19 protein-coding genes are annotated in these 26,119 nt (G+C 45.6%); 1 reads left to right on the forward strand and 18 read right to left on the reverse strand.

The annotated features are described in order from the left end of the window. Nucleotides 1-4 precede the first annotated feature (4 nt). Complete coding sequence (locus CGC64_RS15830; protein WP_005677928.1) at nucleotides 5-454, forward strand: N-acetylmuramoyl-L-alanine amidase; 450 nt, start codon at nucleotides 5-7, stop codon at nucleotides 452-454. A 411-nt stretch (nucleotides 455-865) separates the two neighbouring features. On the opposite strand, the gene CGC64_RS15840 is transcribed toward CGC64_RS15830, so the two are convergent. The 18 genes from CGC64_RS15840 to CGC64_RS15930 form a co-directional block, all read right to left on the reverse strand. After that, complete coding sequence (locus tag CGC64_RS15840; protein ID WP_005678621.1) at nucleotides 866-3,403, reverse strand: zinc-dependent metalloprotease; 2,538 nt, start codon at nucleotides 3,401-3,403, stop codon at nucleotides 866-868. A 431-nt stretch (nucleotides 3,404-3,834) separates the two neighbouring features. Then, the gene (locus CGC64_RS15850) at nucleotides 3,835-4,827 is read right to left on the reverse strand and encodes a lysylphosphatidylglycerol synthase transmembrane domain-containing protein (RefSeq protein WP_005681518.1); all 993 of its coding nucleotides are present in this window, start codon (nucleotides 4,825-4,827) and stop codon (nucleotides 3,835-3,837) included. Between the two features lie 23 nt (nucleotides 4,828-4,850). Next, nucleotides 4,851-5,786, reverse strand: coding sequence for a phosphatase PAP2 family protein (locus tag CGC64_RS15855; protein WP_005678618.1), 936 nt, complete (start codon nucleotides 5,784-5,786; stop codon nucleotides 4,851-4,853). Nucleotides 5,787-5,832: 46 nt separating this feature from the next. Then, nucleotides 5,833-6,483, reverse strand: a complete 651-nt coding sequence (locus tag CGC64_RS15860) for a CDP-alcohol phosphatidyltransferase family protein (protein WP_005678617.1) — start codon at nucleotides 6,481-6,483, stop codon at nucleotides 5,833-5,835. A gap of 43 nt (nucleotides 6,484-6,526) precedes the next feature. Further along, nucleotides 6,527-6,994, reverse strand: a complete 468-nt coding sequence (locus CGC64_RS15865) for a GtrA family protein (RefSeq protein WP_005681519.1) — start codon at nucleotides 6,992-6,994, stop codon at nucleotides 6,527-6,529. Nucleotides 6,995-7,008: 14 nt separating this feature from the next. After that, complete coding sequence (locus CGC64_RS15870) at nucleotides 7,009-7,488, reverse strand: phosphatidylglycerophosphatase A family protein (RefSeq protein WP_005678615.1); 480 nt, start codon at nucleotides 7,486-7,488, stop codon at nucleotides 7,009-7,011. Nucleotides 7,489-7,587: 99 nt separating this feature from the next. Beyond that, a complete protein-coding gene (locus CGC64_RS15875; RefSeq protein ID WP_005678613.1) occupies nucleotides 7,588-8,877 on the reverse strand; it encodes an inositol-3-phosphate synthase in 1,290 nt (429 codons plus the stop codon). Between the two features lie 108 nt (nucleotides 8,878-8,985). Next, on the reverse strand, nucleotides 8,986-11,538 hold the full coding sequence (locus CGC64_RS15880) for a DUF5686 and carboxypeptidase-like regulatory domain-containing protein (protein ID WP_005678611.1): 2,553 nt from the start codon (nucleotides 11,536-11,538) through the stop codon (nucleotides 8,986-8,988). A gap of 97 nt (nucleotides 11,539-11,635) precedes the next feature. Beyond that, nucleotides 11,636-12,970, reverse strand: a complete 1,335-nt coding sequence (locus tag CGC64_RS15885) for a sensor histidine kinase (protein WP_005681521.1) — start codon at nucleotides 12,968-12,970, stop codon at nucleotides 11,636-11,638. Nucleotides 12,971-13,049: 79 nt separating this feature from the next. Beyond that, nucleotides 13,050-14,405, reverse strand: coding sequence for a sigma-54-dependent transcriptional regulator (locus tag CGC64_RS15890; protein WP_005678609.1), 1,356 nt, complete (start codon nucleotides 14,403-14,405; stop codon nucleotides 13,050-13,052). 101 nt (nucleotides 14,406-14,506) lie between these two features. After that, nucleotides 14,507-15,985 carry a TolC family protein gene (locus CGC64_RS15895; RefSeq protein WP_005678607.1) on the reverse strand — a complete coding sequence of 493 codons (1,479 nt, stop codon included), beginning with the start codon at nucleotides 15,983-15,985 and terminating at the stop codon, nucleotides 14,507-14,509. Nucleotides 15,986-16,160: 175 nt separating this feature from the next. Beyond that, nucleotides 16,161-18,770 carry an ABC transporter substrate binding protein gene (locus tag CGC64_RS15900; protein ID WP_005678605.1) on the reverse strand — a complete coding sequence of 870 codons (2,610 nt, stop codon included), beginning with the start codon at nucleotides 18,768-18,770 and terminating at the stop codon, nucleotides 16,161-16,163. Nucleotides 18,771-18,854: 84 nt separating this feature from the next. Continuing rightward, nucleotides 18,855-19,520: an ABC transporter ATP-binding protein gene (locus CGC64_RS15905; protein WP_005681524.1), complete on the reverse strand. Its 666-nt coding sequence runs from the start codon at nucleotides 19,518-19,520 to the stop codon at nucleotides 18,855-18,857. Between the two features lie 68 nt (nucleotides 19,521-19,588). Continuing rightward, nucleotides 19,589-20,884 carry an ABC transporter permease gene (locus CGC64_RS15910; protein WP_005678602.1) on the reverse strand — a complete coding sequence of 432 codons (1,296 nt, stop codon included), beginning with the start codon at nucleotides 20,882-20,884 and terminating at the stop codon, nucleotides 19,589-19,591. A 35-nt stretch (nucleotides 20,885-20,919) separates the two neighbouring features. Continuing rightward, entirely contained in the window at nucleotides 20,920-22,215 is a 1,296-nt protein-coding gene (locus CGC64_RS15915; protein ID WP_005678600.1) for an ABC transporter permease, read from the reverse strand. Nucleotides 22,216-22,225: 10 nt separating this feature from the next. After that, nucleotides 22,226-23,473 (reverse strand): efflux RND transporter periplasmic adaptor subunit, encoded by a 1,248-nt coding sequence (locus tag CGC64_RS15920; RefSeq protein WP_005678598.1) that lies wholly within the window; start codon nucleotides 23,471-23,473, stop codon nucleotides 22,226-22,228. Nucleotides 23,474-23,655: 182 nt separating this feature from the next. Then, the gene (locus tag CGC64_RS15925) at nucleotides 23,656-25,026 is read right to left on the reverse strand and encodes an NAD(P)/FAD-dependent oxidoreductase (RefSeq protein ID WP_022042119.1); all 1,371 of its coding nucleotides are present in this window, start codon (nucleotides 25,024-25,026) and stop codon (nucleotides 23,656-23,658) included. A 102-nt stretch (nucleotides 25,027-25,128) separates the two neighbouring features. Beyond that, nucleotides 25,129-26,034 carry a glucosaminidase domain-containing protein gene (locus tag CGC64_RS15930; protein ID WP_005678596.1) on the reverse strand — a complete coding sequence of 302 codons (906 nt, stop codon included), beginning with the start codon at nucleotides 26,032-26,034 and terminating at the stop codon, nucleotides 25,129-25,131. Nucleotides 26,035-26,119 lie beyond the last annotated feature (85 nt).

Here is a 26,119-nt window from a genome sequence, read left to right on the forward strand (position 1 = left end):
ACGTATGCGACCTATAAAGTTGATAGTAATCCACTGTTCCGCTACACGTGAGGACAGGGAGTTTACGGAATATGACTTGGATATCTGCCACCGCAGGCGGGGATTCAACGGGACGGGATACCATTTTTATATCCGCAAAAATGGGGATATCAAATCGACCCGACCTCTCGAACGCATCGGCGCACACACCCGTGGCTTCAACAAAGAAAGTATCGGTATCTGCTACGAAGGCGGGCTCGACTGCAAGGGACATCCCAAAGATACCCGTACCGAATGGCAGAAACATTCGATGCGTGTGCTGATTCTCACTTTATTGAAGGATTACCCGGGCTGCCGCATCTGCGGACATCGCGACCTCAGTCCCGACCTGAACGGAAACGGTGAGATAGAACCGGAAGAATGGATCAAGGCTTGTCCCTGCTTTAATGCTGAAAAGGATTGGGGGAAGGTGTAAACTGAGAAAAGCGCTCTCCTTTCTCTAAAAAGATGAAACAGGAAACTCCAACTAACCGATTGATAAAGTCGGATTAGTTGGAGTTTCCTGTTTATTCAAAAAGAAATTCTTTCTTTTATTGATTCTTCTTCAAATTTGGTGGTAATTTAACCAGTCGGTGGTATCTCCATTCCCCTCCTTCGGGGAAGGAGGGGTGGCTGAAAGCCGGGGTGGTAGGTGGATACACAATGCTGATAATAATAGACTTACGCATTCACCTACCACCTCCCCCTACGGGTACTCCTCCTTCCCGAAGGAGGAGAATGGAGAATACTATCGACTATCAAATTATTGTTGAATACTATCGACTATCAACTTTCAAATTATTATTTTCCTAATTAAGTTTACCACCAAATTTGAAGAAGCAACCTTTTATTTTGCTTCGAATGCAGTATCAATCAATGCTTTCAGGTTCAGGTAATGGCTTCTGTATATACCACCGGAAGCGCTTGCTGCATTGGCAAGGTCTCTCCGGAGATCTGTCAGTTGCCCACGGGCAATGGCGGATGCTTCCGACAGAGAATCGGGCATATACTGATTGGCGTTCGTCTTCGGTTTCTCGAGCATTGCAGTCAATGAGTTGACATAGACTTTCTGCAAGGCACGTTGATTGAGGTCGGGTCTTTTCCCTCCTCTCAGATCATTCCAGATACTCTTTCTCAAATCCTGGAACATCTCAGCGGAAGTGTAGGCTTTCGTACCGTTCATCAACTCGTTAGTTGTCATTTTATCCAATGTGCGGCTGCTAAGCAAGCCTTTCAGTATGCCACTCTGCACACTGAAGATAAAACTGGAGGTGTTGACCTGGGCTTTCTCCAACAGTTGGCTATCCATTAGCCAGGTAGGCATGGTGAACAGTTCTTTGTTCAGGAAGGCCATTGCTTTCTTCTGTATCTCTTTCGGCACAAATTCCACTGCTTTCACATCGGTCTGCTCTACCGAAATCGGGGTGCTGTAAATACCGGCAACATTGGTCGCCACGTGTCCCATATACAGAGAGAATTGTCCGGCGACATTACTATATAAAGTTCTTGCTTTCTCGTAACCTTCGTTCGGCTCGTACGTCCACTTTATAATTTCGGGCATGATACGTTTCAGGTTCTTGATACCATATGTACCAGCCAGCATAGCATCGTCTCCCAAGTCTTCGTTCTGGTTGCGGGGATCGTCGCGGTCGCTTTCCGTACCGAAGGTGTAACGCTTGTCTTCTTTCAGCTTACTGATAATCCACTTGTTCATGTGAGGAATTTCATCTTCCGCCGTCTTGAATTCGGGCATCCAGCGATACCCCCACTCGATAGACCAATCGTCATAGATACCGATGCGCGGGAAGATTCCGGCACGTGAGATGCTGTCTTCCGGCTGGGCGATGTAGTTGAAACGTGCGTAGTCCATGATAGACGGGGTGTGGCCGTTGGCTTCCACCCATGCTTTGTCTCTCAGTTTCTCTACCGGAACGGTAGCGGAAGAACCGAAGTTATGACGCAAGCCGAGTGTGTGGCCTACTTCATGAGAAGACACGAAGCGTATCAATTCGCCCATGAGTTCATCGTCAAACTGAGGTTTGCGTGCCCCCGGGTCTATGGCTCCGGCCTGTACGATATACCAGTTGTAGAGCAACAACATTACATTGTGATACCAGTTGATATGTGTTTCCAGAATTTCACCGCTGCGGGGATCGTGTACGTGAGGACCGCTTGCGTTCGGAATGTCGGAAGGCTTATAGACGATAGCCGAGTGGCGGGCGTCTTCCAAACTCCAGGTAGGATCGTCCGTGGGGGCTTCCTTACCGATAATGGCATTCTTGAATCCGGCTTTCTCGAAGGCTTTCTGCCAGTCGTTGACACCTTGAATCAGGTAGGGAACCCACTTCTTAGGAGTAGCAGGGTCGATGTAAATAACGATCGGTTTCTTGGGTTCTACAAGTTCTCCTCTCAGATATCTTTCTTTGTCCTCGTCTTTCGGTTCGAGACGCCAACGGGTGATGTTCGCTTTGTATTTCATACCGTGCGGGTTACCGTCAAAGTCTTTATAGCCGACAGCAAAATAGCCTACGCGGGGGTCATAGAGTCGCGGTTTCATCGGCTCTTTGGGCAGGAGCAGCATAGAGCTGTTCAGTTCGTAAGTCATCGGACCGGTGGAGTTGTAGTATTGAGCAATCATTTTCTCAAGAGCGCTGCCCATAGGCGGTTTCCGTTGGAAGGTGCGCACGGTGCGGATTTCGATATTCTGCGGGAAGGCTTTCAAGGTGTCGATATAGCTGGCGTCGGAGATCATTGAAGTCGCCCCGATATTATCTTTCGCATAGTTGGAGAAAGAGAACATATCATTATCCCTGCGGATAAAGTCGGTCATTTCGATCACATAGTTTTTCGTCAGGCTGTCCTTGCGCATCGTCTTCAGCGGGAAGGTGGCAACGATAGGTTGCACGTTGGAGTTCAGCACTGCCTGATACATTCCCAGTGTATCGGTGGAATGTTCCAGATAAGAGATCTGACGGATAAACAGTTTGTTGTCCCGTCCCAGTTCGAAACGTATCACTTCATCGCTGATATGGTCGCCCGGATAGCCGGCTTTACGTTTTTGTTTGTCCACCGGGGCCTTTACAATACGGTTGACAATCAGAATATCCCGTCCAAACAGGGAATCGGGGATTTCGAAGAAGTATTTTCCTTCTATACAGTGCACCTTGAAGAAACCGTTCATAGTCTTGGCTTTACCGGTGATTACGCTTGCATAAGGTTGGAAAGGAGATTTCTTGGCTTTCGCTATGGAGTCGGCTTTCGCTTTGTCGACAGCTTCCGTCTTACTGTTTTTCTTTTTCTTCTTTTTAAAGATGTCGGTTGACTGCGCTCCGGCCGTTGGAATCAACATTGCCAGAAGCAACAAAAAGGTAGTTAGTTTTCTCATGTTCTTATTTTTAAGATGTTAATAACTGCAAAGTTAACTATTCACACGAGCTATCCAAACAATACTTCCTTATTTTTCAGGTTCTTCTTCTAATTTGGTGGTAAAATTAATTAGGAAAATAATAATTTGAAAGTTGATAGTCGATAGTATTCAACAATAATTTGATAGTCGATAGTATTCTCCATTCTCCTCCTTCGGGAAGGAGGAGTACCCGTAGGGGGAGGTGGTAGGTGAATGCGTAAGTCGGTTATTATCAACATTGTGTATCCACCTACCACCCCGGCTTTCAGCCACCCCTCCTTCCCCGAAGGAGGGGAATGGAGATACCACCGACTAGTTAAATTACCACCAAATTTGAAGAAGCATCATTTTTCAAAGCCAAACGAGAATTTTCTTTTCCGGCTTAAAATTGACGCAGTATGCCATGCCGGCTAATTTCCTTTCCTGTTTCCAACCTTCATCAGAGCAAGCCCGATCACGATCCAGACCATTTCGCGGACACGGGTAATCAGTGCAGCATAAACCCCGTAGGCTCCGGAAAGGGAGAGGCCACCTACGGCAAGTGCAAAGCCTCCTTCACGTCCACCGAGCTGCATCGGCAAGAAGAACAAAAGATTGGCCAACAAGGAGGAAAAGGCAGCAATCAGGCAGCAGTCGGCAAAGCTGACGTTTGTTGTCAGCACATTAAGTATCAGCCAGATCTCAAGGCAACTGACAACACGAGCCGTGTATTCTAGAAAGAGGGCCGAATAAAAAGTACGTTTCTTCTGCCGGTGAAGGAGGGCGATTTGCTTATCTATGTTTTCCAGTTTCTCTTTATGGGTTTCGGCAAAATGAAGTACTTTCTTCTTTAGAAAAGGGAGACGACTACCCATGCGGATAAAGGCAACTGCCATACCGTGCCGGTAGCCTTTTATAAAAAGGACGGTAACCAGCAGGCAGAATAAAGTGATAGCTCCCAGAATAACGCTCATGACCCACCCTACGGGATAGAGACAGACATACAACAGGACGGAAGTCAGCCAGAAACAAAAGTGGGAGAAGATGTGCATCATCACGTAGAGAATCACCGAAGAGGTAGCCCTTTCGATTCCGATAAAGGGTTTCAGCTCCATAATCCGATAAGGCTCGCCTCCCATGAGCCCGACGGGTGTCACATAATTGAGCGCAAAGCCTGTTACGGTAAATTTATAAAGCCGGGAAAAGGAAAAGCCCGGTTTGCCTCCGCTACGGATGATGATATACCATGACAGCGTATTAATAAGGTAGACAAACAGCCAAAGCAACAAGACCAAGGGCAAATATATTCCTGCACGCTTCAGATTCACCCAAAGTTCCCGATAATCCATATCGAATGTGAATATCATTATCAGGACGGCAATGATGCCAAAAGCGAGGAATATATTGCGGTACTTGTTCTTCACTGCTTCTTATATACCTGTATATTTTACTTTATATACTTATAATACCTGTCAAAGAATCTATTAAATGCCGGAATTTTCATCAGCCCGTATTCAAACACCAGCCAACCGAGTAATGCGCAGGATATACCGAGCAACACATCAATGATGTAGTGGTGACAGGAATAAACAGCCGTTCCCCAAATGCCCAGCATGATAACGGCAAAGAGAGTAATCACATACCACCTGCATTTGCCGATGATAGCATATACCAGAGCCACCACCATATAGGCGGCATGAAGCGAAGGCACTGCGGCAAAAACATTGGCATTGCGCCCGTAGATAGAGTCGAAAATCGTCACACCGAAGAAAGCGTCGAAACGTCCCAGACCGGCTACGTTGCCCGGAGTGTTCAGTATCGGTTCGAAACCGTAATTAATGGCATACCAGGGGGGAGCAGCAGGATGAATGTAATAACCGGCAAAGCCGATTAAGTTGACCAGCAGAAATACCAGCGCAAAGCGGAGATATGTTTTTCTCTGCTTCTTGAAGTACAGGCAAAGACCGAACAGGATAGGCACGGGGACCCAACACAGATAAAAGATGCCGGCAAAGACATCTGCAACCGGCCAGTTATGGGCAGCGAAATATTCGCACGGGGTAATCAGGATACCGTTGTCCATGACCCCGAAAAGAGATTTCTCCAGATTGTATAATCCGGCTACATCAATCGGGTTCACTTCGTAATTGGGACAGATACGCATCCAGTCGTAGGAGATTCCGAAAATGGCAAAAGGCAACAGGGCTAATGCAAGTTTACGGGTGGGTAGCCCGGCAAAGAATAAGACCAGATAGAGTGCCACCATTAAGAAATGTTCGGAACGAAGTCCGATGAAGACACCTGTCAGCAAAAGAAAAAGAGCCATAGTGATTACAGTAATCAGGGCTTCATTCTTTGACGGCAGTTCAATAACTATTTTCATTCTAATAAGGTGTTAATATACCAATACTATTTAGCTTTTCGGACAATTATTTCATCATTACCTTATAGCAATGTCTCACACGCGCGAAAGCTGTGATATTGGCAAATACGGCAACGAAAGCCAAAGGTACAATCAGTATCAACATCGGGTCGAAAGCCGTGATATCTTTGAATACACCGCAGAACAACGCTCCCAGACTGGTGAGTACCACACGTTCCGGACGCTGCATGAATCCTACTTTACACTCGATACCTAATCCTTCGGCACGTGCACGAACATAGCTCACCATTAACGAACCGATCAATGCCACAAACGCAATCAGGGCATAAAAGAAATAATCTTTCATCGACAGGTAGTAGCAGATACCGAAAAATGTCATCAGTTCGCTGTAACGGTCGAGCACCGAATCATAGAGTGCACCGAATTTGGAACTCATGTTTCCCAACCGCGCCACACGACCGTCCATCATATCGAACAATCCGGCAAACAGAATAACACCTCCCGCCCAACCGACGATAGCAAGGTCGTTCCGGCCGCCACAGATACCGGCATAGACAAACATTCCTGCTGCCACCACGTTCAGGATAAATCCGGTTGTAGTGATAAAATTGGGAGTGATTCCGATTTTAATCATTCCGTGTATCAAAGGATTGATAATCTTATAAATCAACTGTTGCAAATAATCTCTGTAATTCATATTGTGTCTAAATCTGTTTTTATCTAAATCTTCTGTTTTTATTTCAATCTCTTTTTCTGAACAAACTTCCTATGTTTATATTCCGGTATACAAAAAAGCGGTGCATATTATAATTCCAGAATAATGCGACGATAACCGCTACCGCCATTTTGGGGATAATGAAAAAGTCGCCGAAATACTGACTGAGCGTATCGCGTACCCAAGGAATCTTTGCCAATGATTCCGTCAGCGCATACGTTCCCCACGTGTTCAGCCAGATGCTGCATACCCACACAAGGATAAACTTTACAGCAACGTTCGTTTTCTTTCCTGTCGATTTAAAGGTCCATTTATAATTAATTACGCAATTGACAATTCCTCCGTATACAGCCCCTGCGAGGGTAGCATATACATAGTAGACTTCAAACAGCCTCACCAGAAGAATTGTAACCAGAAAGTCTGCAATAGTTGCCATTTGAGCCGAAAGCTGCGCCCTCAAAAACATGAAGAAGCCACCCTTCTGGGAAATCATCCGTGCAACTTTTCTCAGCCAATCACACATCTTACTCCTGCTAACAAGATAAAACTATATACCCCTGCCAGTATATCATCCATCATCACACCTACCCCACCTCTGAGACTCTCCATTTTGCGGATGCCCAATGGCTTGGCAATGTCGAATGCACGGAACAGGACGAAAGCCGCCACTACATACCATATCCATTTGTCATTGTCGGGAACGGCAAGCAATGGTATCCACACTCCGACCATTTCATCTACCACTACACGCGAAGGATCTTCCCCCCAACAAGCCTCCAGCTTATCGGCAGCCCAGATCCCGGCGAAAGTAAACACAATCACCAACGCGGCAGTAATCCATAAGACAACAGAAAAAGGGAGCAGAAGATAAAGTGCAATCCAGATGATAGAAGCCAGCAACGCCCCGGCGGTACCGGGAGCAAAAGGAGAAAAACCGGAGCCAAAGCCCGTGCCTATCAATACAGGTAGAAAAGGAGCTTTCTTCATTAAATTACAAGTTACTAATTAAAAAGTTGAGGTTGAGCATCCACCCGTCTTTTCAGTAAGGCAAACCTCAATCTCAACTTTATTATTCTTGGTTCCTGATTAAGCTAAGTAATCGGGTTCTTTTTCGCCAATCATGTTACGCAATGTCTGTTTTACCATTCTCCATTGAGTAAACAAGTCATGTTCGGGTTGGTGTTCGAAGTCGTGCATCGGGCTCTTGCAGAAGAATGACAACCAAGTCTGGATGCCGCACATACCTGCACGCATAGCCAAGTCACTGAACAATACCAGGTCGAGCGCGATAGGAGCAGCGAGGATAGAGTCACGGCAAAGGAAGTTTACCTTGATTTCCATAGGATAGCCCATCCAACCGAAGATGTCGATGTTGTCCCATGCCTCTTTGTTGTCCTTGCGGGGAGGATAGTAGTTGATACGTACTTTATGATAAACGTCTCCGTAGAGATCAGGATATTTTTCGGGTTCAAAGATCGTGTCGATTACAGACAGTTTGCTGACTTCTTTTGTCTTGAAGTTGTCCGGATCATCAAGCACTTCGCCGTCGCGGTTACCGAGAATGTTGGTAGAGAACCAGCCGTTCACACCCAGCATACGGGTCTTGAACATCGGAGCCAATACGGTTTTCATCAGTGTCTGACCGCTCTTGAAGTCTTTTCCTGCGATAGGTACATTCTTCTGCTTGGAGAATTCCCACATAGCCGGAGTGTCTACACACAGGTTAGGAGCACCCATTACGAACGGAGCGCCTTCTGCGATAGCAGCGTATGCATAGCACATACTCGGAGAGATCACTTCTGTGTTGTTGTCCTTCATCGCTTTTTCCAAAGCAGCGAGTGACATGTGTTCGTCTGACAACGGAATGTAGATTTCAGTACTTGCAGCCCAAAGTACCACAATGCGTTCACAGTTGTTGGCAGCCTTGAAGTCGCGGATGTCCTGACGCAGTTGCTCTACCATTTCCCAACGGGTAGCAGCTTTCTTGATGTGCGTACCGTTCAGACGTTTTGCCCAGTTGTGGTCGAAAGCAGCCGGCATAGGCTTGATAGCTTCCAATTCGTCTTTCACTCCGTTCAGGTCCTTTTCTTTCAGAACCTCAGCGTACATAGCAGCTTCGTATGCATTATCCGGGAAAATGTCCCAACCTCCGAAAACAATGTCGTTCAAATCCGTCAAGGGCACAACGTCCTTGATGAGTTTTTCTTCGTTGTTTTCCATGCGCATTGTGGCTAACTGGGTAATAGATCCTATCGGTTTTGCCAGTCCCTTGCGAGAGGCTAGTGTACCTACAATCATTGTGGTGGCAACCGCACCACCGACTCCAACTACCAACACACCGAGGCGTCCGGTAGCGGGTTTAATTTCTTGTTTCATTTCTATTCTATTAAAATTAAACTAAAATTGATGCAAAAATAAGATTAATTAATTACTAATACAGTCTTTATTTGTCATATAAACATTGCAATTAGCAGGATTTAACTTTTAAAAGGTCATGTGGAGACTTATTCTCAAACCGGACTTGTCTATTCCGGGTGAATCACGGTAGGTAAGCCTCCAGACGTAATCCAAGCGTAATACCTTAAATATGTTTTCGATACCTACGCCCACTTCCACGTAAGGCGTTTTCCCCATGGCACGGGTATCCGCTATCGGAAAAGCAAACAATCCGTCGCTCAATTCCGGATTATTCTTATCGCTCAAATGACCATACAATCCCCGGCATGAAACGATTTCACGCCATTTCAGTTTTTTCAACAACGGGATACGGTTGAACAGCCAGCCGTTGAGGAAATAAGTGACGTCCCAAGAGAAATATTCATCATTCATAAACTCCATGGCATTCATCAATGAATAGGATTCGGGCTGAATGGTATAGGAAAGGTTGGCATTAGGCATTATCAGCAACGGGAAAGGCACTTTGTCCCATACTTTTCCTGCTTTCAGTATGACGTCCGTATAGCCGAAGGCGGAGAACCAGAAACGCTTCTGCACTCCCGCTTCGGTATGGTTGTAGGTGTAATCGCTTCCCAGCACTCCCTTTCCGGCAATGGTATGGGAGAGCGTGAACACCGGAGCATCCAGCGACACGGGGAAACGGTTCCACTGCGTCTGGAAGAACTTCTCATTCGGAGCATAGCGCAGTTTCAATTCGGCTGCACTGGTGGAGTATTCTTTGACCGGAGTCAGCACATCACCTTCTTTCTGAAGAAAGGGAATCAGGTAGGAGGACTCGTCTGTCCGACGACGTGCCGTCAGTTGGAAGGAGAAACCTGAGTAGAACTCGTTGGTATAGGTCAACTCGGCTTGCCGGAAATAACCGATGCGATCGTCTTTCTCGCGTTTCAGGGCAAGGAATACGTTATCTTTACTTGTGTAGAGATAGTTCTGCCCATATTGATTGACGTCTGACTCGTAACGTAGTTTTAATGAGTGGATAGGAAATTCGTTGGCGTACTCTTTCTTTTTCTTGAAAGAGTATTCCAGTTCCGCCAGTCCTTTCACCCGTTCGTCCTTGAAGCCGTAGGCGATGTAACCTTTACCGAGAAGGTGCGGATTGAGCCATGCGGTAGTCATTCCTCCGGCACGGAGACGGGGACCTTCGAGCGTGTTACCGCTAATGGTGGCATTCATCGGGCCAATATAGAAAAGAGGGGCTTCTTTGGAAGTAGGAATGTATCCGGTAAAGAGGATAGAGAGAATCTTCTCCGTCCAGTAGTAAACCGGATAACCGCGCAGTTGCGTCATCAGCTTGTCCACGGAGTTCTCCTGTTCGGAGATAGCGGCTTGCGGACGGTTCTCCGCCCAGAAGGTTGCGGGACGGGACAGGGCTTCCGTTTCTTCAATGATACGCTCCGGCTTGGCGAAGGCTTTGTCCGCTTCGGCAGTGGGAGTAAATGTATAGTTCGTATAATCCGCTACGCGACGGGCAAAGATACCGTCCTGTCCTTCGGTCAGCTTGAATTCTACGGTAATACTTTCGTGGTCGAGCAGGCGCGTACCGTCTTCGGCACGTTTAAATTCCTGTTCGAGCAACATATAATCGACAAAGTTCAGGTTTATCTTTTTCGGGAAATTGAATACGGCACGCTTCACGAAATAGGTGGAGTCGAGTGTCACATACAGGTGTCCGTTAAAGCCGAAAGATTCTGAGTTAAAGGGAGTGAAGGCAAGGTCTACGCATTGTTCACCTGCTATCTGCAAGGTGTCCATTAGGTAGTATTTATAGAATCCTGTACCGATGCGCGACAGGGGACTGACAAATTTGTTGGTGAACAAGGAGATGTTATTCTCGTAAATATCAACGTCTTTGAACACCTCGTTGATAGCTGCCTGCATTCCTTGTTTGGAAAGAAACTCGTCAACACCTGCCTGTTTGCGGCCTTTCACCCATTGTTTCTCGGCATGAGGGGATTTACGGTAATAATCCGTAGCGAGCAGTTCACGGGCGGATACGGTAAGGATCGGTTTTCCGGTCACGGCGGAGGTATCTACATATTCCGTGAGGAAATCGAACTTGCGGTAGAGCCATTTTTTCTGTTTTTCTTCATCAAAGTTGTTCAGTGCGAAGGTAGTTTTCTCGTAGCGTTCACGTTGCCAGAAATCTTTTTCGTCAGGCGAATGGTCGTCACGATGCTCTATCATGTGACGGACAAATTCTACGGCAGGATTGTCTTTCTTACGGTAGTGTTCGCGTTTGGGCTTTACTACGACTTCATTGAGGGAATACGAAGTGGGTGAAAGGGCGATTTTATAAGATGCATTCCGGGCAGGACGAATCTGCCGGCTGTAATCATTATAGCCTATCACTGAAACTACCAGCACTGCTTCGGAACGGCTGGTCTTGAAGTAGAAACGTCCGTCGCTTCCGGTGGTCGTTCCTTCGGTCGTGTCTTTCAGACGTACAGATGCATAAGGTAAAGGTTCCTTTGTCAGAGAATCAGTCACCACGCCTTGCAGTATATACTGCGCGCTTAGCGGAATACTGATAGTCAAGAAAAGAAAGAGCGTTAGTACACCTTTTACCATTAGTCTCATACCTTAAATTCTATTGAATTGAGCGGGGCAAAGGTAAGGGTATTTGGGGACAATTAATAGTTCTGTTTGACGGAAGAACTGTTCTCATTTATCACATTTAAGGAAAAAGAATACGAAATTTGGTTAATCCGTCGGAATAAGTACGCAGAGAGAAAGTACATCCGTGACGCATCAGAACTTCACGGATAAAGATAAGCCCGATCCCCTGACCGTTCGGTTTCGTTGAAAAGAAGGGGCTGAACAGTTTGGCTTCTGTCTCTTTACTGATCCCTCTGCCGTTGTCTATCACCTCGATCGTAGCAGGAGACAGGGTACGGATAATGATTTCTCCTTTGGGTTCCGGACTTTCGTCTTCAGGCACAATGCTTTTCCCCTCCGGTGCGATACTCTCCGCCGCATTCTTAATGATATTGACAAGCACTTGTTCAAACAGGGAGCTGTCCAGTTTTACGTCCGGCAGACTTTCGTCTATCTCCATGCGGAGAGTGATGTGGCGGTCGTTGCACATTCCTTCCATGAAACGTTTACAAGCAAAGACTAGGTCGTTGAGATTGACAAGAGAATACGTCGGTTCGGGAATCTTCACTACATCGGCAAAGCGAGTGATGAAGCGGCTCATGGAGAAACAGCGTTCAATGCAGACACGCATCACATCGCAGATGTCTTCCATACCTTCTTCCGTAGTAAGCGCTTGCTCTACGGTGTCCAACGTAGAGGTAATTCCCGCAGTGGTATTGTTCACTTCGTGGGCTATCATACGGATTACTTTCTCATAGGCTTTCTTCTCAGCTTTCATCACTTCATCCGTAAGGCTTTCGATCAGAAAGAAAGGATGTTGGAATCCACGGTCGATAAAGGAGGAATGGGTGCATCGGTAAATGTTCGAGTCATTCAGGCGGACGGTTACTGTCTCACCTCTCGGCAGACTGGCAAGTTCCCCGGCTAACGGGGAGTCAACGTCTTTCATCTTTTTCCCCTGAACATCTTCGAAGCGGACACCGAGCATTTTCAACGCCATAGGGTTAAGTTCCGAAAGTTCGTCGTCAAGGGAGGTGATGATAACTCCCATAGGAGAAGCCTTAATCATCAAATCGAGAAAATGATTCTGTTCGCGCAGACGGAGGCGTTCGTTCTTGAGTTGTTCCATCATGCGGTTGAAGATATTCACGATACGGTCGGCTTCGTACTGCCCCACCCGGCTCAGTCGACTACTGAAATCCTGCTCGCGTAACAATTCCATACCGCTTCCAATCGTGTTCAAAGGTTTCACTATCTTACGATAAAAGAAAACCAGATAGACCAAGATGAACAGGATCAGCCCCTCTCCTACATAAAAGAAAGCCGGACGTAACTGGCCGGAAAGGCAAAGCAAGCCAATTCCCAAAATCAACAACAAGATGACGAATATGTAAAAGAAGCCTTTGATTCGCACGGACAAATAGTTTTAAGTTATATGATTCACTGGTAATTATCTGTCTGCATCATCAGACAGAGCCACAATATACAAGCTATTATAACGTATAATTTATATTATGCTTTTCAAGCCTCCGGTAAAGGGCGGCACGACTGATACCTAATGCCATAGCTACCTGACTCAGGTTACCTTTATGCCGTTCTAAAGCCTGAAGTATGGTCTGACGCTCTATTTCGTCCAAAGTCATGCCGATAAAAGAAGTACTTTCGGCTGCTTTCTGATCGTTATGGCGGATATACTGGGCGTCGAAATCGGATGCGTCGAGAGTAGGCTTGCCACTGACAAGTATCGTACGTTCCACCAAGTTCTTCAATTCGCGGATATTTCCCGGATAAGGCAGGCGGCTCAAAAATTGCATGGCATCGGCGGAAAATTCCGTGCGAGGCAATCCGTTCGTCTCTGCCTGACGGTCAGCGAAGTGACGCACCAGCAAAGGGATGTCCTCACGGCGTTCGCGCAAAGCGGGTAGTTTAACGGTTATCAGATTGATACGATAGAACAAGTCTTCACGGAAAGTACGTTCATTCACCATTTTGCGCAAATCGGCATTGGTGGCGGAAACTACACGGATGTCCGTTTTGCGTGGACGACTGTCGCCGAGCACTTCGAAGGTCTGATCCTGCAATACACGCAGAAGCTTCACCTGACAGGAAAGGTCGAGGTCGCCTATTTCATCAAGGAAGATCGTTCCCTTGTCTGCCATTTCGAAACGTCCGGTACGGTCGGCGGAAGCGTCGGTAAAAGCTCCTTTCTTGTGCCCGAACATTTCACTTTCAAACAGGCTTTGGGAAATTCCTCCGAGGTTTACTTTTACAAAAGGATGCTTAGCACGCTGGCTGTTAATATGGATCGCTTCGGCTATCAGTTCCTTACCTGTACCGCTTTCGCCTGTTATTAATACGGAGGCGTTGGTCTTTGCAATGCGGGCAATGGTATTCAATACGTCCGTCAAGCCTTGGCTACGACCGATGATATGATTACGATTGAATGCGTCGTTCTGTTCCTGCGTTGTTTCTTTAGGAGCAGTGGAAAGTTCCAAGGCCGTCTCGATACGTTGCAGCAGGGCAGCGTTGTTCCACGGTTTGGGAATAAAGTCAAAAGCTCCTGCCTGCATTCCCTGCACGGCAAGTTGGATACTCCCCCAAGCTGTCATCAGTATCACCGGAGTGTCGGGACGGAACACTTTCACTTGTTTGAGCAGAGTCAAACCTTCTTCACCTGTCGTTGAGAGAGTGAAGTTCATATCCATAAGTATCAAATCCGGAGCTACCGTACGCACTACTTCGATAGCTTCCCGGGGACCGGGAACTACCTGTGCTTCGTATCCCGCACGCTTCAACATAAAACTAAGCGAAGAACGTACCGCGCTATCATCGTCAATTATCAGAATCATAGTTCGTATTCCTTATTCTATATTCTATCAGAGCTTCCTTTTCTATTACTGTGATGATGCAAATCTACAAAAAAATACTGTCTTTATGGACCTTTCCTTTTTTATTGTCGCACTATTTCATCAAAATCGGCTTCCAGTTCGGTATTGGTACGGAAATCCCAAAGCGTCAGGCTACGAATCTGATAAAAATAATACCAATAATAATAGAGCTCGGAAATGTGCTTCTGACGCGCCGCATCTTTGGAACTTTGAGCGTCGTTCAGGTCCAGCGTATTAATCTTGCCAATCAGAAAGGTTTCAATACTGGTCTTGTAACGTTGCTGCGCTATGAGATCAGCTTCCTTTGCAATAGCTAACTGCTGCGCCTGATTATTGAAATTCTCCACTAACAGGAAAATGTTCTGATTGAAGTTTATCTGTTCCTGACGGATTCTGGAAAGCACCACTTCACGGTTGCTCTTGGCAACCCGAACTTTACCCCGGCGTTTTCCCCAGTCCAGAATAGGAATCTTAACACCGACCTGCACAATTTGGTTATCCTGCAAATTCTTGTAAACAGCAGGGAAATCACGATTCTCTCCGGTATACCCCACACTTGCAAACAGATCGATGCTACGCAGGTTACCGCGTGCCGTGGCCACTTCATAATCAGCTTCCAACTGTCGGCGACGAATGTTCTGAGCAAATGAGTTACGTTCTAAAGCTTTGCTCAACACTTGATTGTATTCCATTTTCGTTCCGTCCACAGTTTCGGGAATGACGGGACGCAGATTCTCATCCTCTCCCACTCCTAAAAAGGCGCGAAGCTGGAACATCTTGGCATTGAGGTCACTTTCGGCCTCCGTCAAAGAAGCTTTTGCATTCAAGGCGGAAAGTTTCAGTTGCAAGAGTTCGTTTTCGGAGATCTGCCCCATTTCACGTTTAGCAAGTGCTACTTTGTAGAGGTGGTCGGCATTGGAGAGGTTTTGCCTGGCTGTCCCCAAGTTTTCTTCGGCCAGCAGGAGATTAAAATAATAGGTGATTGCCCGCATGGTTACTTCTTCGGTAGCGGTAATAAAAGCAGCTTTTGCTTCCGCATAACGTACCGGTTCAATGCGCCTGTTCCATTTCACGTTGTTTACGCCAAGAATCGGTTGCGTGAGTTTCAGCGTAATGGGAACAGACATGAAGTGACGGTCGCCTCCGGAGCCCAACTGCTTCATATAGTCGAGCGAAGACACCAATGAAAGTTTACCGCCGGTAAGCCAGATGTTCTGGTCAATGGAAAGGTCGCCGGAAAGTCCCAAAGCACTGTTACGGACAAAGCTGTATGAACCGTCTGCATTCTGATAGGAGCCATAAGACTTGTTGTAATTAGGCAATGTACCGGTCAGGTTGACTTCCGGCAAAAGATCGGCACGGAAGGTACGATATTCCCAATAGGCAGTTTTCAATTCATTCAGGGCAACGGCGGCATCTACGGATTGCACGCGTGCCATAGCAATAGCTTCATTCAAGGTTATCTTCCTTTCCTGCTGTGCCGATAATACCACAGGCAGGCAAACAGCAGCAAGAGCAAACAATATACTTTTCTTTTTCATTACGCACTATATTTTTCACCTAAGGAGATTCAAACGATGTGCCAAAAGAATAAGGTATTTATTTTCAATCAATTAAAGAATAAGAACAGTGTTCATTTTCGGACACTATGCTCAAAAATGAACGTTCGATTATGTATGCAGCCGTTTTAGTATTGTTTGTAGCAGGTACGGGTGTCTATTCGCAGTAGTTAGGAAGACGTACCGTAAAGCGGGTGCCTTTGCCTACTTCGGAAGTGACACTGATAGTTCCTTTCAGACGTTCGACAATAGTCTGGCAAATACTCAATCCCAAACCTGCCCCCTGCGTAAAGTTATCGACCTTATAGAACCGCTCGAAGATATGGCGGATACCTTCTTCCGAAATGCCGACTCCCGTATCTTCTACGAAAATCCGGGTATAACCCGGTTCTTCATCTTCTTCATAACCGAAAGTGATAAAGCCGCTACCGGTGAACTTGGCAGCATTATTAATAAGGTTATTGACTACCTGTTGCAGGCGGACATTATCTGTCGTAAGATATTTCTTGTCGCCCGCAGGCATACGCAGTACCAGTTCTACGCCCGCAGGCATATTCAGGCGCTGCGAATCATGGACAGTTTTGAGCAATAAAGGCAGGTTATGTTCCGCAAACATAAATTCCATTGTTCCCGATTCGATGCGCGACAAATCGAGAATATCGTTAATCAAAGCCAGTAACAATCCGCAGTTCTTGTTGATTGTGGCAATAAACTGCGTCACCTCTTCTTCGGTAAAGTTACTCGTATCACTCAACAAATCGGAGAAACCGACGATAGCATTCAGCGGAGTGCGGATTTCGTGGCTCATATTGGCAAGGAAGGCCGACTTCAATTTATCCGCCTGAAGCGCCTTATCACGTGCCTCCCGCATCTCTTGCTCAGCAGTCTTATACCGCTGGATACTCTGACATACACCTAATATATTATAGAGAGAATCCTGCGTCAAGCCGGTAACAATAGAAGAACGGTACTCCCACCACTCATATTCGCCTTTCACATTACGCTGGCGGAAGTTCAAACGTGTGCTTTCTTCTTCACCCGACAAGGCCTTGTCAAAAAGAACACGTATTTCTTTTATATCATCCGGATGAATCGTACGATCCATTTCTTTGCGAGAAATGGTAGTAACAGCTTCATCATAACCGAGCCTCACCAGAAAGCCTTGCGGAAAAATAAAGCAATTTGTTTCCATATCAAACTGCCACGGATAAATAGCGCTCTCGTCCACTGCCATGTCGAAGAAACGCTTCTGCATCTCTTCATCCGATATATTACGTGCAGAAAGAGCCATACCGGTAATTTCTTCCCTTGAAAAAATAGGCACGATTTCTCCCGATACGGGAAAATATTTGTCACTATGTACTTCTTTCATAAAGGCACCTTGCGGTATCATAACACTCTTTCCGGTCTTTGCTACTTCCTTCAACATTTTATGGAGGATATCCTGACCATTATGATAAACCTTGAAAATGCTTCCCGCCATCATTCCTTCATACACACGTCCGCCTATATCGAACGGCAAATGTAGCATTTGCAACAGGGAACGGTTGGTGAAATGGATATGTAAATCGGTATCATACGTAATGACACCGTCGCGAATGGAATGGAAGATATTATCAAACTCATTGCGTTGCTCTACCATTTTATTTTGTACCAACAAACGGGTCTGTACCTGTACCCTCCGCTTAGCCTCGCGACGATTGACGCGAATCAACCATACGATAGATGCAATCAACAATGCCAGAATAGACGGATAAAGAAGGATAAACAAGAGTTTATATTTCTCCCAATAGGGTTCATTGACAACAGTTCCTTTCGAGCCTATCTTGTCAGGATTGACATGAAAAAATTCCAGTTGCTTGTAGTCATATATAAACCCTTGCGGAATCTCAGTAACCCCGACGTCTTTGGGAGATGTTCCTTTTAACACGGAAGAAGCTCTCTGTGCGGCCTGCATTGCCGAAGTATAGGCATCGCAATCATAAGCACCGAACACTCCGTTGGTCAAACCAACATTCTGTGTAGCAAAAACAGGGGCTTTCGAGTTTTTGCCTACAAAAGAAAGAAAAGGAGACCATTTGGGAGCAATTACCACACGTCCGTAACTATTACGCGGATAGCAAATAGCAGAAATAATATGGCTGGTTGTCTGATTTTGTGTGTTATATATCTTCATGTCATAATCGGGATTATCTTTCTGAAAGACTTCCCATTCCTCCTGAAAATCCTCCAGTCCCTTGTTACTCAGAAAACTATTATCAATCACACAAATAACCTCTTTGCGTTTGGGAAACAGTCGCTGTGCCTCCCGCAAAATAATATCAAAATCAGGATTGACCGTATATCCGCAGACATTGGGATGAGCGGCAAACAGCTTCTCATCCGGATACTTAATACCAAAAAACACAACCGGTATTTGCAAGGGCAACGAGTCTCCACACGCAAAGAGCGTATAGAAAGCCTCATCACTGGATGTCACAATCAAATCGGTTTCCCTGTCACGAGCACGCTCACAGAAACGACGCATAATGACTTTCTCAGATCTGAATGCCCAAAAATCCGCATCCAGATATTCAGTCGTTATATTCACTTTCAAGCCATTATCTTTAAAGCCTTTCACCAAACCTTGGTTCAAATCGCGATGCCAAGGAGTCTGCGAAGTATACGATTGGATAAAAAGCACATTGTATGTACGCTCCGATGCTGCCGCTTGACAAAGAACGGCAATAAACAGAACTACAAACACACAGAAATATCGTTGTTTCATAAGCAAAAGATCTGCACCTCTTTCAATATTGTTCGCACAAAGATAAGTTATTATATTGAAAACAATGCAAATAGCCTTAACTTTTTACTGCACTTGATGCCCGTCAAAGAAACGAACTGTCCGCGAAGTCTGTTTTGCCTGTTCTTCATTATGCGTCACCATAACAATCGTCCGTCCGTCTTCCTTATTCAACCGGTGAAGCAGTTCCATAACTTCCGCTCCCATTCTGGAGTCCAGGTTACCGGTCGGCTCGTCAGCAAGGATAATCTCCGGATTGCCGATAATCGCACGGGCAACAGCAACACGCTGGCACTGACCACCGGAGAGCTGAGACGGGAAATGACGCATCCGGTGACTTAACCCCACCTTTGCCAAAACGTCCTGTGCCAACCGCTTGCGTTCACTGCTACTCATACGACGGTAAAGTAAAGGCAACTCAACATTATCCAGCACATTGAGCGAATTTATCAGGTGGAAGGACTGAAACACAAATCCCAGTTTCTTATTACGGAAAGCGGCAAGTTCCTTATCTTTCATGCTTTCAATTCTTGTTCCGGCTACTTCTATACTTCCACCGGTTGGTGTATCCAATAGCCCCATAATGTTCAATAAAGTGGATTTACCACAACCTGACGGCCCCATAATGCTCAGGAACTCTCCTTTATTCACTGTAAGGTTTACATCCTCCAACGCTACCGTTTCAATCTCATTGGTGCGATAAATCTTATTAATGCCAACTAATTTAATCACAGTCGTAAGTATTTAAATCGTTATTATTATAATCTGTCTTTCTCTTTTTCCGGTCGTATCTTCATCATTTATTCATCACGCAAGGCTTCGGTGGGAGGAATCCTACTTATCTTGTAAGCCGGAATAAAGACTCCGAGCAACACCACAACGATAATAATGATATAAACTATAAGTGACACTACTATATAATGCAGCCAGAAATTGTTAATCCAAAGTGAAGGCACGACATAGCCCTGTTCATACCAGTTGCCTTCTGCCAGTCCATACTGCAAATAAATCAGACACCCCACCAACCAGGCAAACGAAGCCAATATAGCAGCTTCTCCCATTAATAGCCTGCATATATTACCCGGTGCTGCCCCATAGCTCAACATAATTCCCACTTCTTCACGGCGGCTACGAGTTTGGAGCCAGAAAGCACCGGTGACTCCTAACGCCAGATTAATAAGAAAGAAAACCGCTAATATTATATTCATCCGGTATTTATTGGTAACACCGGAGCCATATTCCAAGTAATCCAATTGTTCCTTGTAAGTAGAGACCTCCCGTATATAAAGATTACCGGCTTTCAGATTACTGTATGCCCAAGTACGGAAGTCATGCAGAAAACGTTGCTCGGACACATCCGGTTGCAGACGAATCAAAAAAGATCCCCCGTTCCATACTTCTTTCGAACGAACATTCAATTGCGGTTCAAAGAAAGAATACATACCTTGTTCATAATTACGGGAACGCACTTTCTCCACGACTCCTTTTATTTGAAAGAAAGTTGTATCCTTCTCATCGTCATCGCTATTATAAAACAGTCGTTTTCCGGTCAACCGGCCGACCTTCGGAAGGATCTGCAACAAATCAGCAGATACAACAAGATCATTTCTCTGATAATCCATATTGTCCAATTCTCCCAATGTCTTTCCTTCAAAGGTTTTGAAACCAAAAGTCTCAAAGAATCCGGTATGGGGTATAAAGTAGGATATGGACGCCGGTATTGCCAATGTATCGTATGCATAAGTATTATACGAACTCCCTCCCGAACCCGGAAAAGCAAAAGTCACCAAAGGAGCAGCATTCTGTACACCGGGATAATCACGTAACTTACGTAACATACGATGCATATTTTCCATTGTATGAAGAGAATCCGCTTCTTCCTTATTATAATCAGGAGCAGTGGAAGGCAAACTGCGGATAGGAGCAATCAGCAACCCGTCCGGTTCGTATCCTAAAGGCAACGTCTGATTATAACTTAACACAAAGAGAGGATCAGTGATATACCAGGTCAGAACAGTGACCAGTATCAGTTCGGCAAGCAACCACGCATTCCGGACTCGCCGTGCCCAAAGATTTTTCAGTATCAGTTTCAACATAATGATCTAATTCTATTATATATAAGGTGATAACCCTATTTCTGCTCATTCAAAGATTCAACTATCGGATGGCGTAATGCATTCCATGCGGGTATTAACGCTGATATCAGATTCAGTAATAAACAGAACAGAGCCGCTGCCACAAAGATTAACGGAGCAAAAAACATATCAATTCCCATTCCCAAATTCACTCCTTTAGGAGGAAACTTAGGAAAGACTTCGAATAAACTGAATATCTCATATCCCGACAAAGCAAGTACAATCCAAGCTATTACCAATCCGAGAAGAGTTCCCAAGCCTGTAAGGAGTAGATTTTCCCAGATAATCTGTACCAATAACCGCCTGCGGGAAGCACCAAACGCCTTACGTATACCCAAATCCGGTAACTGGCGTTCCATACGGGCAGAAATCATGCCGCTCAAATTGAAAGCGGGAACAAAAAGTAATACCATAAAGATACCTACAAACATCCATATCACCCTGCCCCAGTCGACAGCGACATTACTCCAGAGGCGGAAAGTGCTATGCCAATAAAGTTCGGGTTGTCCCACTAAATCCAGCTTCCACCCGTCACCCATATCCGATACATTAAATTTACGGACAAGTTCCAGTACTTCATCTTGTACATCTGTGACACTTTTCGATTCCTTCATCAAAATGTAGACACGATAACCTCCCAACGCCCAATGGCTTCCTTCATCATCATAGCCATCGCGACAACTATAAGGAAGATAAACTTGGGCATACGAGTCCGGTGTAAGAAAACTGCCACTTTTCACAACACCCACTACTTTTACATTGGTATAATCCATTAAGAAGTTTTTACCGACCACTCCCTTAGTTGTTCCGAAAAGCTGCTGTGCATAACTATCTGTCAGTACTACATTATGAATACCGCTACGGCGATCGGCCTCAGTAAATGGCTTCCCCTCCAGAAAGACCAAAGGAAAGACACGGAAAAAGTTCTCGTCCGTATACCTTGCATAAGTCGGAATTTCTTCTTTTTCGTTTGTTACCCGGGCATAACTTGTACCAAACACTCCGGTACTTACTTCCGCACTTTCCAACGAGCAGAACCAGTCTTTCAACATTGCATAACTGATATTGGCAGAATGAGTACTCTCATCGTTTGTCATTTTAGCGGATTTCACCACCAATGTACGCATCCTGTTCGTCTCCGGATAAACAGGAGCCAACCGCACATAATACACAATAGCTATTACCATTGTCATAACGATAGAAATCCCTGTTCCTACAATATAGAGCGTGCTGAAAAGCGGATTCTGCTTCATTAAGTTCCACGCTTGTTTCAAATATACCCTGACAGCCATATCTTCTACCTTATTTTAGTTTCAGTTTATTCTTGTTTTTATAGGAGTTCATATCGCTCACCACTACCCTGTCGCCCAGTTTCAACCCGCTCAGCACTTCTACATATTCAAAGTTGGAATCGCCCAACTGTACTTTACGTTTGACCAGTTCGCTATCCGAATCGCAGACAAACAGTTCATATTCACCGCGTCCCACATAGAAAGAGCCATTGGCAATACGCATCACATCTTCTTTCACGGCATTCATCACATAGACATCCGTCTTCAATCCGGAACGCAGACGGCGGTGGTTATCCTCCTTCAACTGTACGCTGAAAGAGATCACCCCATTCTTGGAAAGCGGTGTCACACTGCTGACAGTTCCTTCCAATTTATCACTGCCGATTTTCACAATCGCTTTTCCCCCTGCCGACACACGGTCACCGTACGTATCGGCAATCTCGCCTTCCACTTTGAAATGACTCAAATCGGAGATGACTGCCACTTGTTCGCCCTGCGAAATCTGTGCACCAATCTGATTATTAATAAAGGTAAGGATAGCTTTTCGGGGAGAACGTATTTGCGCATCCTCAAACGTACGCTTCATCTCCGCCAGACTCTTACGGAAGATATTGAAATCAAGTTCCTGCACCTTCAACTCTGCGGCGGCCACTTCCTGTTCATTTTTAAACTGCTGTTGAAGTTGTTCGTATTCGAGCTGGGCAACATTATAGCTTAGTTCCGCCTGACGGACTTTATCCGTTGTTCCTGCCCCGAGACTGTCCAGATAATGTTCGTTCCGCAGTTCCACCTTCATCCGGCTAAGTTTCATGGCTGAAACCTTGATCTGCATCGCCATATCGGAAAGTTTGGTCTGGCTGTTGACACGAAGCTGGTCAAGTTTATAACGACGCATTTGTTCTTCATCCAACAGTTTCTGGTATTGTGTTTCCGTACTTTGAAGATCGAGTTTCAAAATCGGAGTGCCTATCTCCACGCTATCGCCTCCTTTTTTATAGATTTCAAGGATACGGGAGTTAATAGGCGAATTGATTATCTCTTCAAAAGCAGGAACCACCTTTCCCGACGCACTGACACTGACTTCGATCACTCCTTTGTCAACTGTAGAGAAAACAAGATCTTTTTCTTCTACTCCCACTCTCATCAAAGAGATGAGTACACTGACAACAATAACTCCTGCCACTCCTATGGCCGAATAACGAATGATTTTCTTATTACGTTCTTTCTGACGAACTTCCTTAGGAATTTCTCTGTCCATATCTGATTGTTTATGATTTTATCATGTATTATATTCATTCGGAACTTATATATACCAAATCCGTGCCAGAATCATAAACTACTGAAATAGAGAATGTAGCCCAAAAGAAAGGGTGTCCGAAATCGAACACCCTGTACGAATTTACCGTTCAGAAACAGAACGGTGTGCCGCATAAGACGACATTATGCTTTTTCCTGTCCGCTTTGTTGCGGTTCGTGCAGCAGGTCTTTTCCTAAGTGGGTAGTCGCTTCAACGACCTCCCTGTCACGAATCTCCTTTGCTTTCCGGGCATAGACAATCATACGCATGGACTGGTCGTAAGTGAAATAGTTCCATATCCAGTTAAGTAGTACCACCACCTTGTTGCGCACGCCAAGAATAGAACGCAAATGAACTACCAGCCACAACACCCAGGCAAACCAACCTTGCGTCTTTATCTTACTAAATTCCGCCACGGCACGGTTACGACCGACAGTTGCCATTGAGCCGAGATTCCGGTAATGGAAAGGTTTCATCTCCTCTCCTTTTTCAAGACGCATCAGATTCTTTGCCAGGAGTTCACCCTGCTGGATAGCAACTTGTGCCAGCTGAGGATGTCCGTTGGGGTAGTCTTTATCAGAAAACTGCACACATTGGTCACCAATGGCAAAGACGTTCTTCATTCCCTCCACCCGGTTAAATTCATCGACTTTAATACGTCCGCCACGCCCTATCAACGAAGCATCCATGTTTCCGAAAGTAACACCAGTCACGCCACTCACCCAAATAAAGGTACGAGTGGCAATCTCGCTACCGTCTTCTAGCATTACCTTATGATCGCGATAGTCGACCACACGCTTGTTCAGCAATATGTTCACTCCCATTTCACGAAGGAATTTTTCCGCATGAGCGGATGAATCCTCCGACATTCCGGCAAGCAGCCGTGGTCCGGCTTCCACCAGATAGACATGCATCAGGCTAGCCGGCATATCGGGATAATCGTTCGGCAGTACAAACTTCTTCATTTCCGAAAGTACACCGGCCACTTCTACGCCTGTGGCTCCTCCGCCTACAATGACGATATTCAGCAGTTCCTGTTGTTCCTGTTTGGTTGAGCAGGTCAACGCCCGTTCGAGATTAGCCAAAAGAGCATTCCGCAGTCCCATGGCTTCGGAGACGTTCTTCATCGGCATGGCCTCTTCTTCGATATGCTTATTACCGAAAAAGTTGGTGGTAGTGCCTGCCGCCAAGACGAGGTAATCGTATTCGGCTTTCCCAATGGAAGTCTGTATCATGTTCTTTTCCGGGAAAATGGCGCGTACTTCCGCCATTCGGAAATAAAAGTCTTTCCGGTGCTGGAAAATTTTACGGAAAGGGAACGAAATGGAAGTAGGTTCCATACCCGCCGAAGCCACCTGATAAATCAACGGGGGAAACTGATGATAATTGTTCTTATCAATCAATACCACCTGAAAGCCTGATTTCTTCAGCTTATTAGCTAACTTCAGGCCACCGAAACCACCGCCTACTATGACGACACGCTTCTTGTCAACTTTTGCAATATTTAGACTCATACTCCAATCATGTTTTATCCTAATAATAACATCCGGATGAGTCATTTAGTTTTCCTTTTGTCCAACTTTTACAAAAAGGAAAAGAAGCGTGTTCAAAGCTGCCTAACGAAGACGCAGGCGGTCGCCCACTTCGGGGACATAATCGCCGTCCTTACGATTCATCTTATACAGGTTTTTGAGCCGGATACCGTATTTCTGGGAAATGCCATGCATGGAATCACCGTCCCTCACCACATATACAGTATGAGGTTTGGAGGCTTTCTTCTTTTTGGATTTCAGATAGATGATATCTCCTTCCATTAAGGTATATTCACGATGTAAGTCGTTATACTTCACAAGTTTCTTCCAACTGATGCCCAATTCCTTGCCCAAATCCTGGAAAGTATCTCCGTGGCGGGCGACAACATAGGCGATATCATTGGCTATGTAAATCTGATGCGGATTCATCAACCAGGGGTTTTTCCTTAGCTTACGTTCGGAGTAGACACCCTTACGGTCGTACTTATACAGGTCATAATCTTCGATGATAGTAATCAGACGGTTGGCATAAGAAGGGTCGGTGGCATATCCGGCTTTCTTCAATCCCCGTGCCCAACCTTTATAGTCTGTAATATCCAGTTTGAAAAGAAAGGCATAGCGGGCTCCGCGTCTCAGAAACTCAGAGTGGTCTTCGTACGAATCACGCGGATTACTGTACGCACGGAAACACTCATTACGCGCATCGTCATCATGGCGGACACTACGCCCCCGCCAACTGCCGCCGCACTTGATACCAAAATGGTTGTTGCTCTTGCGTGCCAACTGGCTATATCCGGCTCCGCTTTCCAACAATCCCTGCGCCAGCGTTATACTAGCCGGAATCTTATGAAGCTTCATCTGCTCCACAGCCAGATCACTATACTTATTTATATATTCTACGTAACGGGAATTTCTTCGTTGCGCCTGCGCTCCTACTGCAAAGAAGAAAACCATAGTTAAAAAGACCAGTCTATACAGTTTGTTCTCCATTTTATTTCAGATGTGGATTATGAGGCACAAAAATCTGAAAAATAATTGGGATTATCAATCTCTTTCCTAACTTTGTAACATTAAT

The sequence above is a fragment of the Bacteroides caccae genome, from assembly GCF_002222615.2.
Classification (GTDB): domain Bacteria; phylum Bacteroidota; class Bacteroidia; order Bacteroidales; family Bacteroidaceae; genus Bacteroides; species Bacteroides caccae.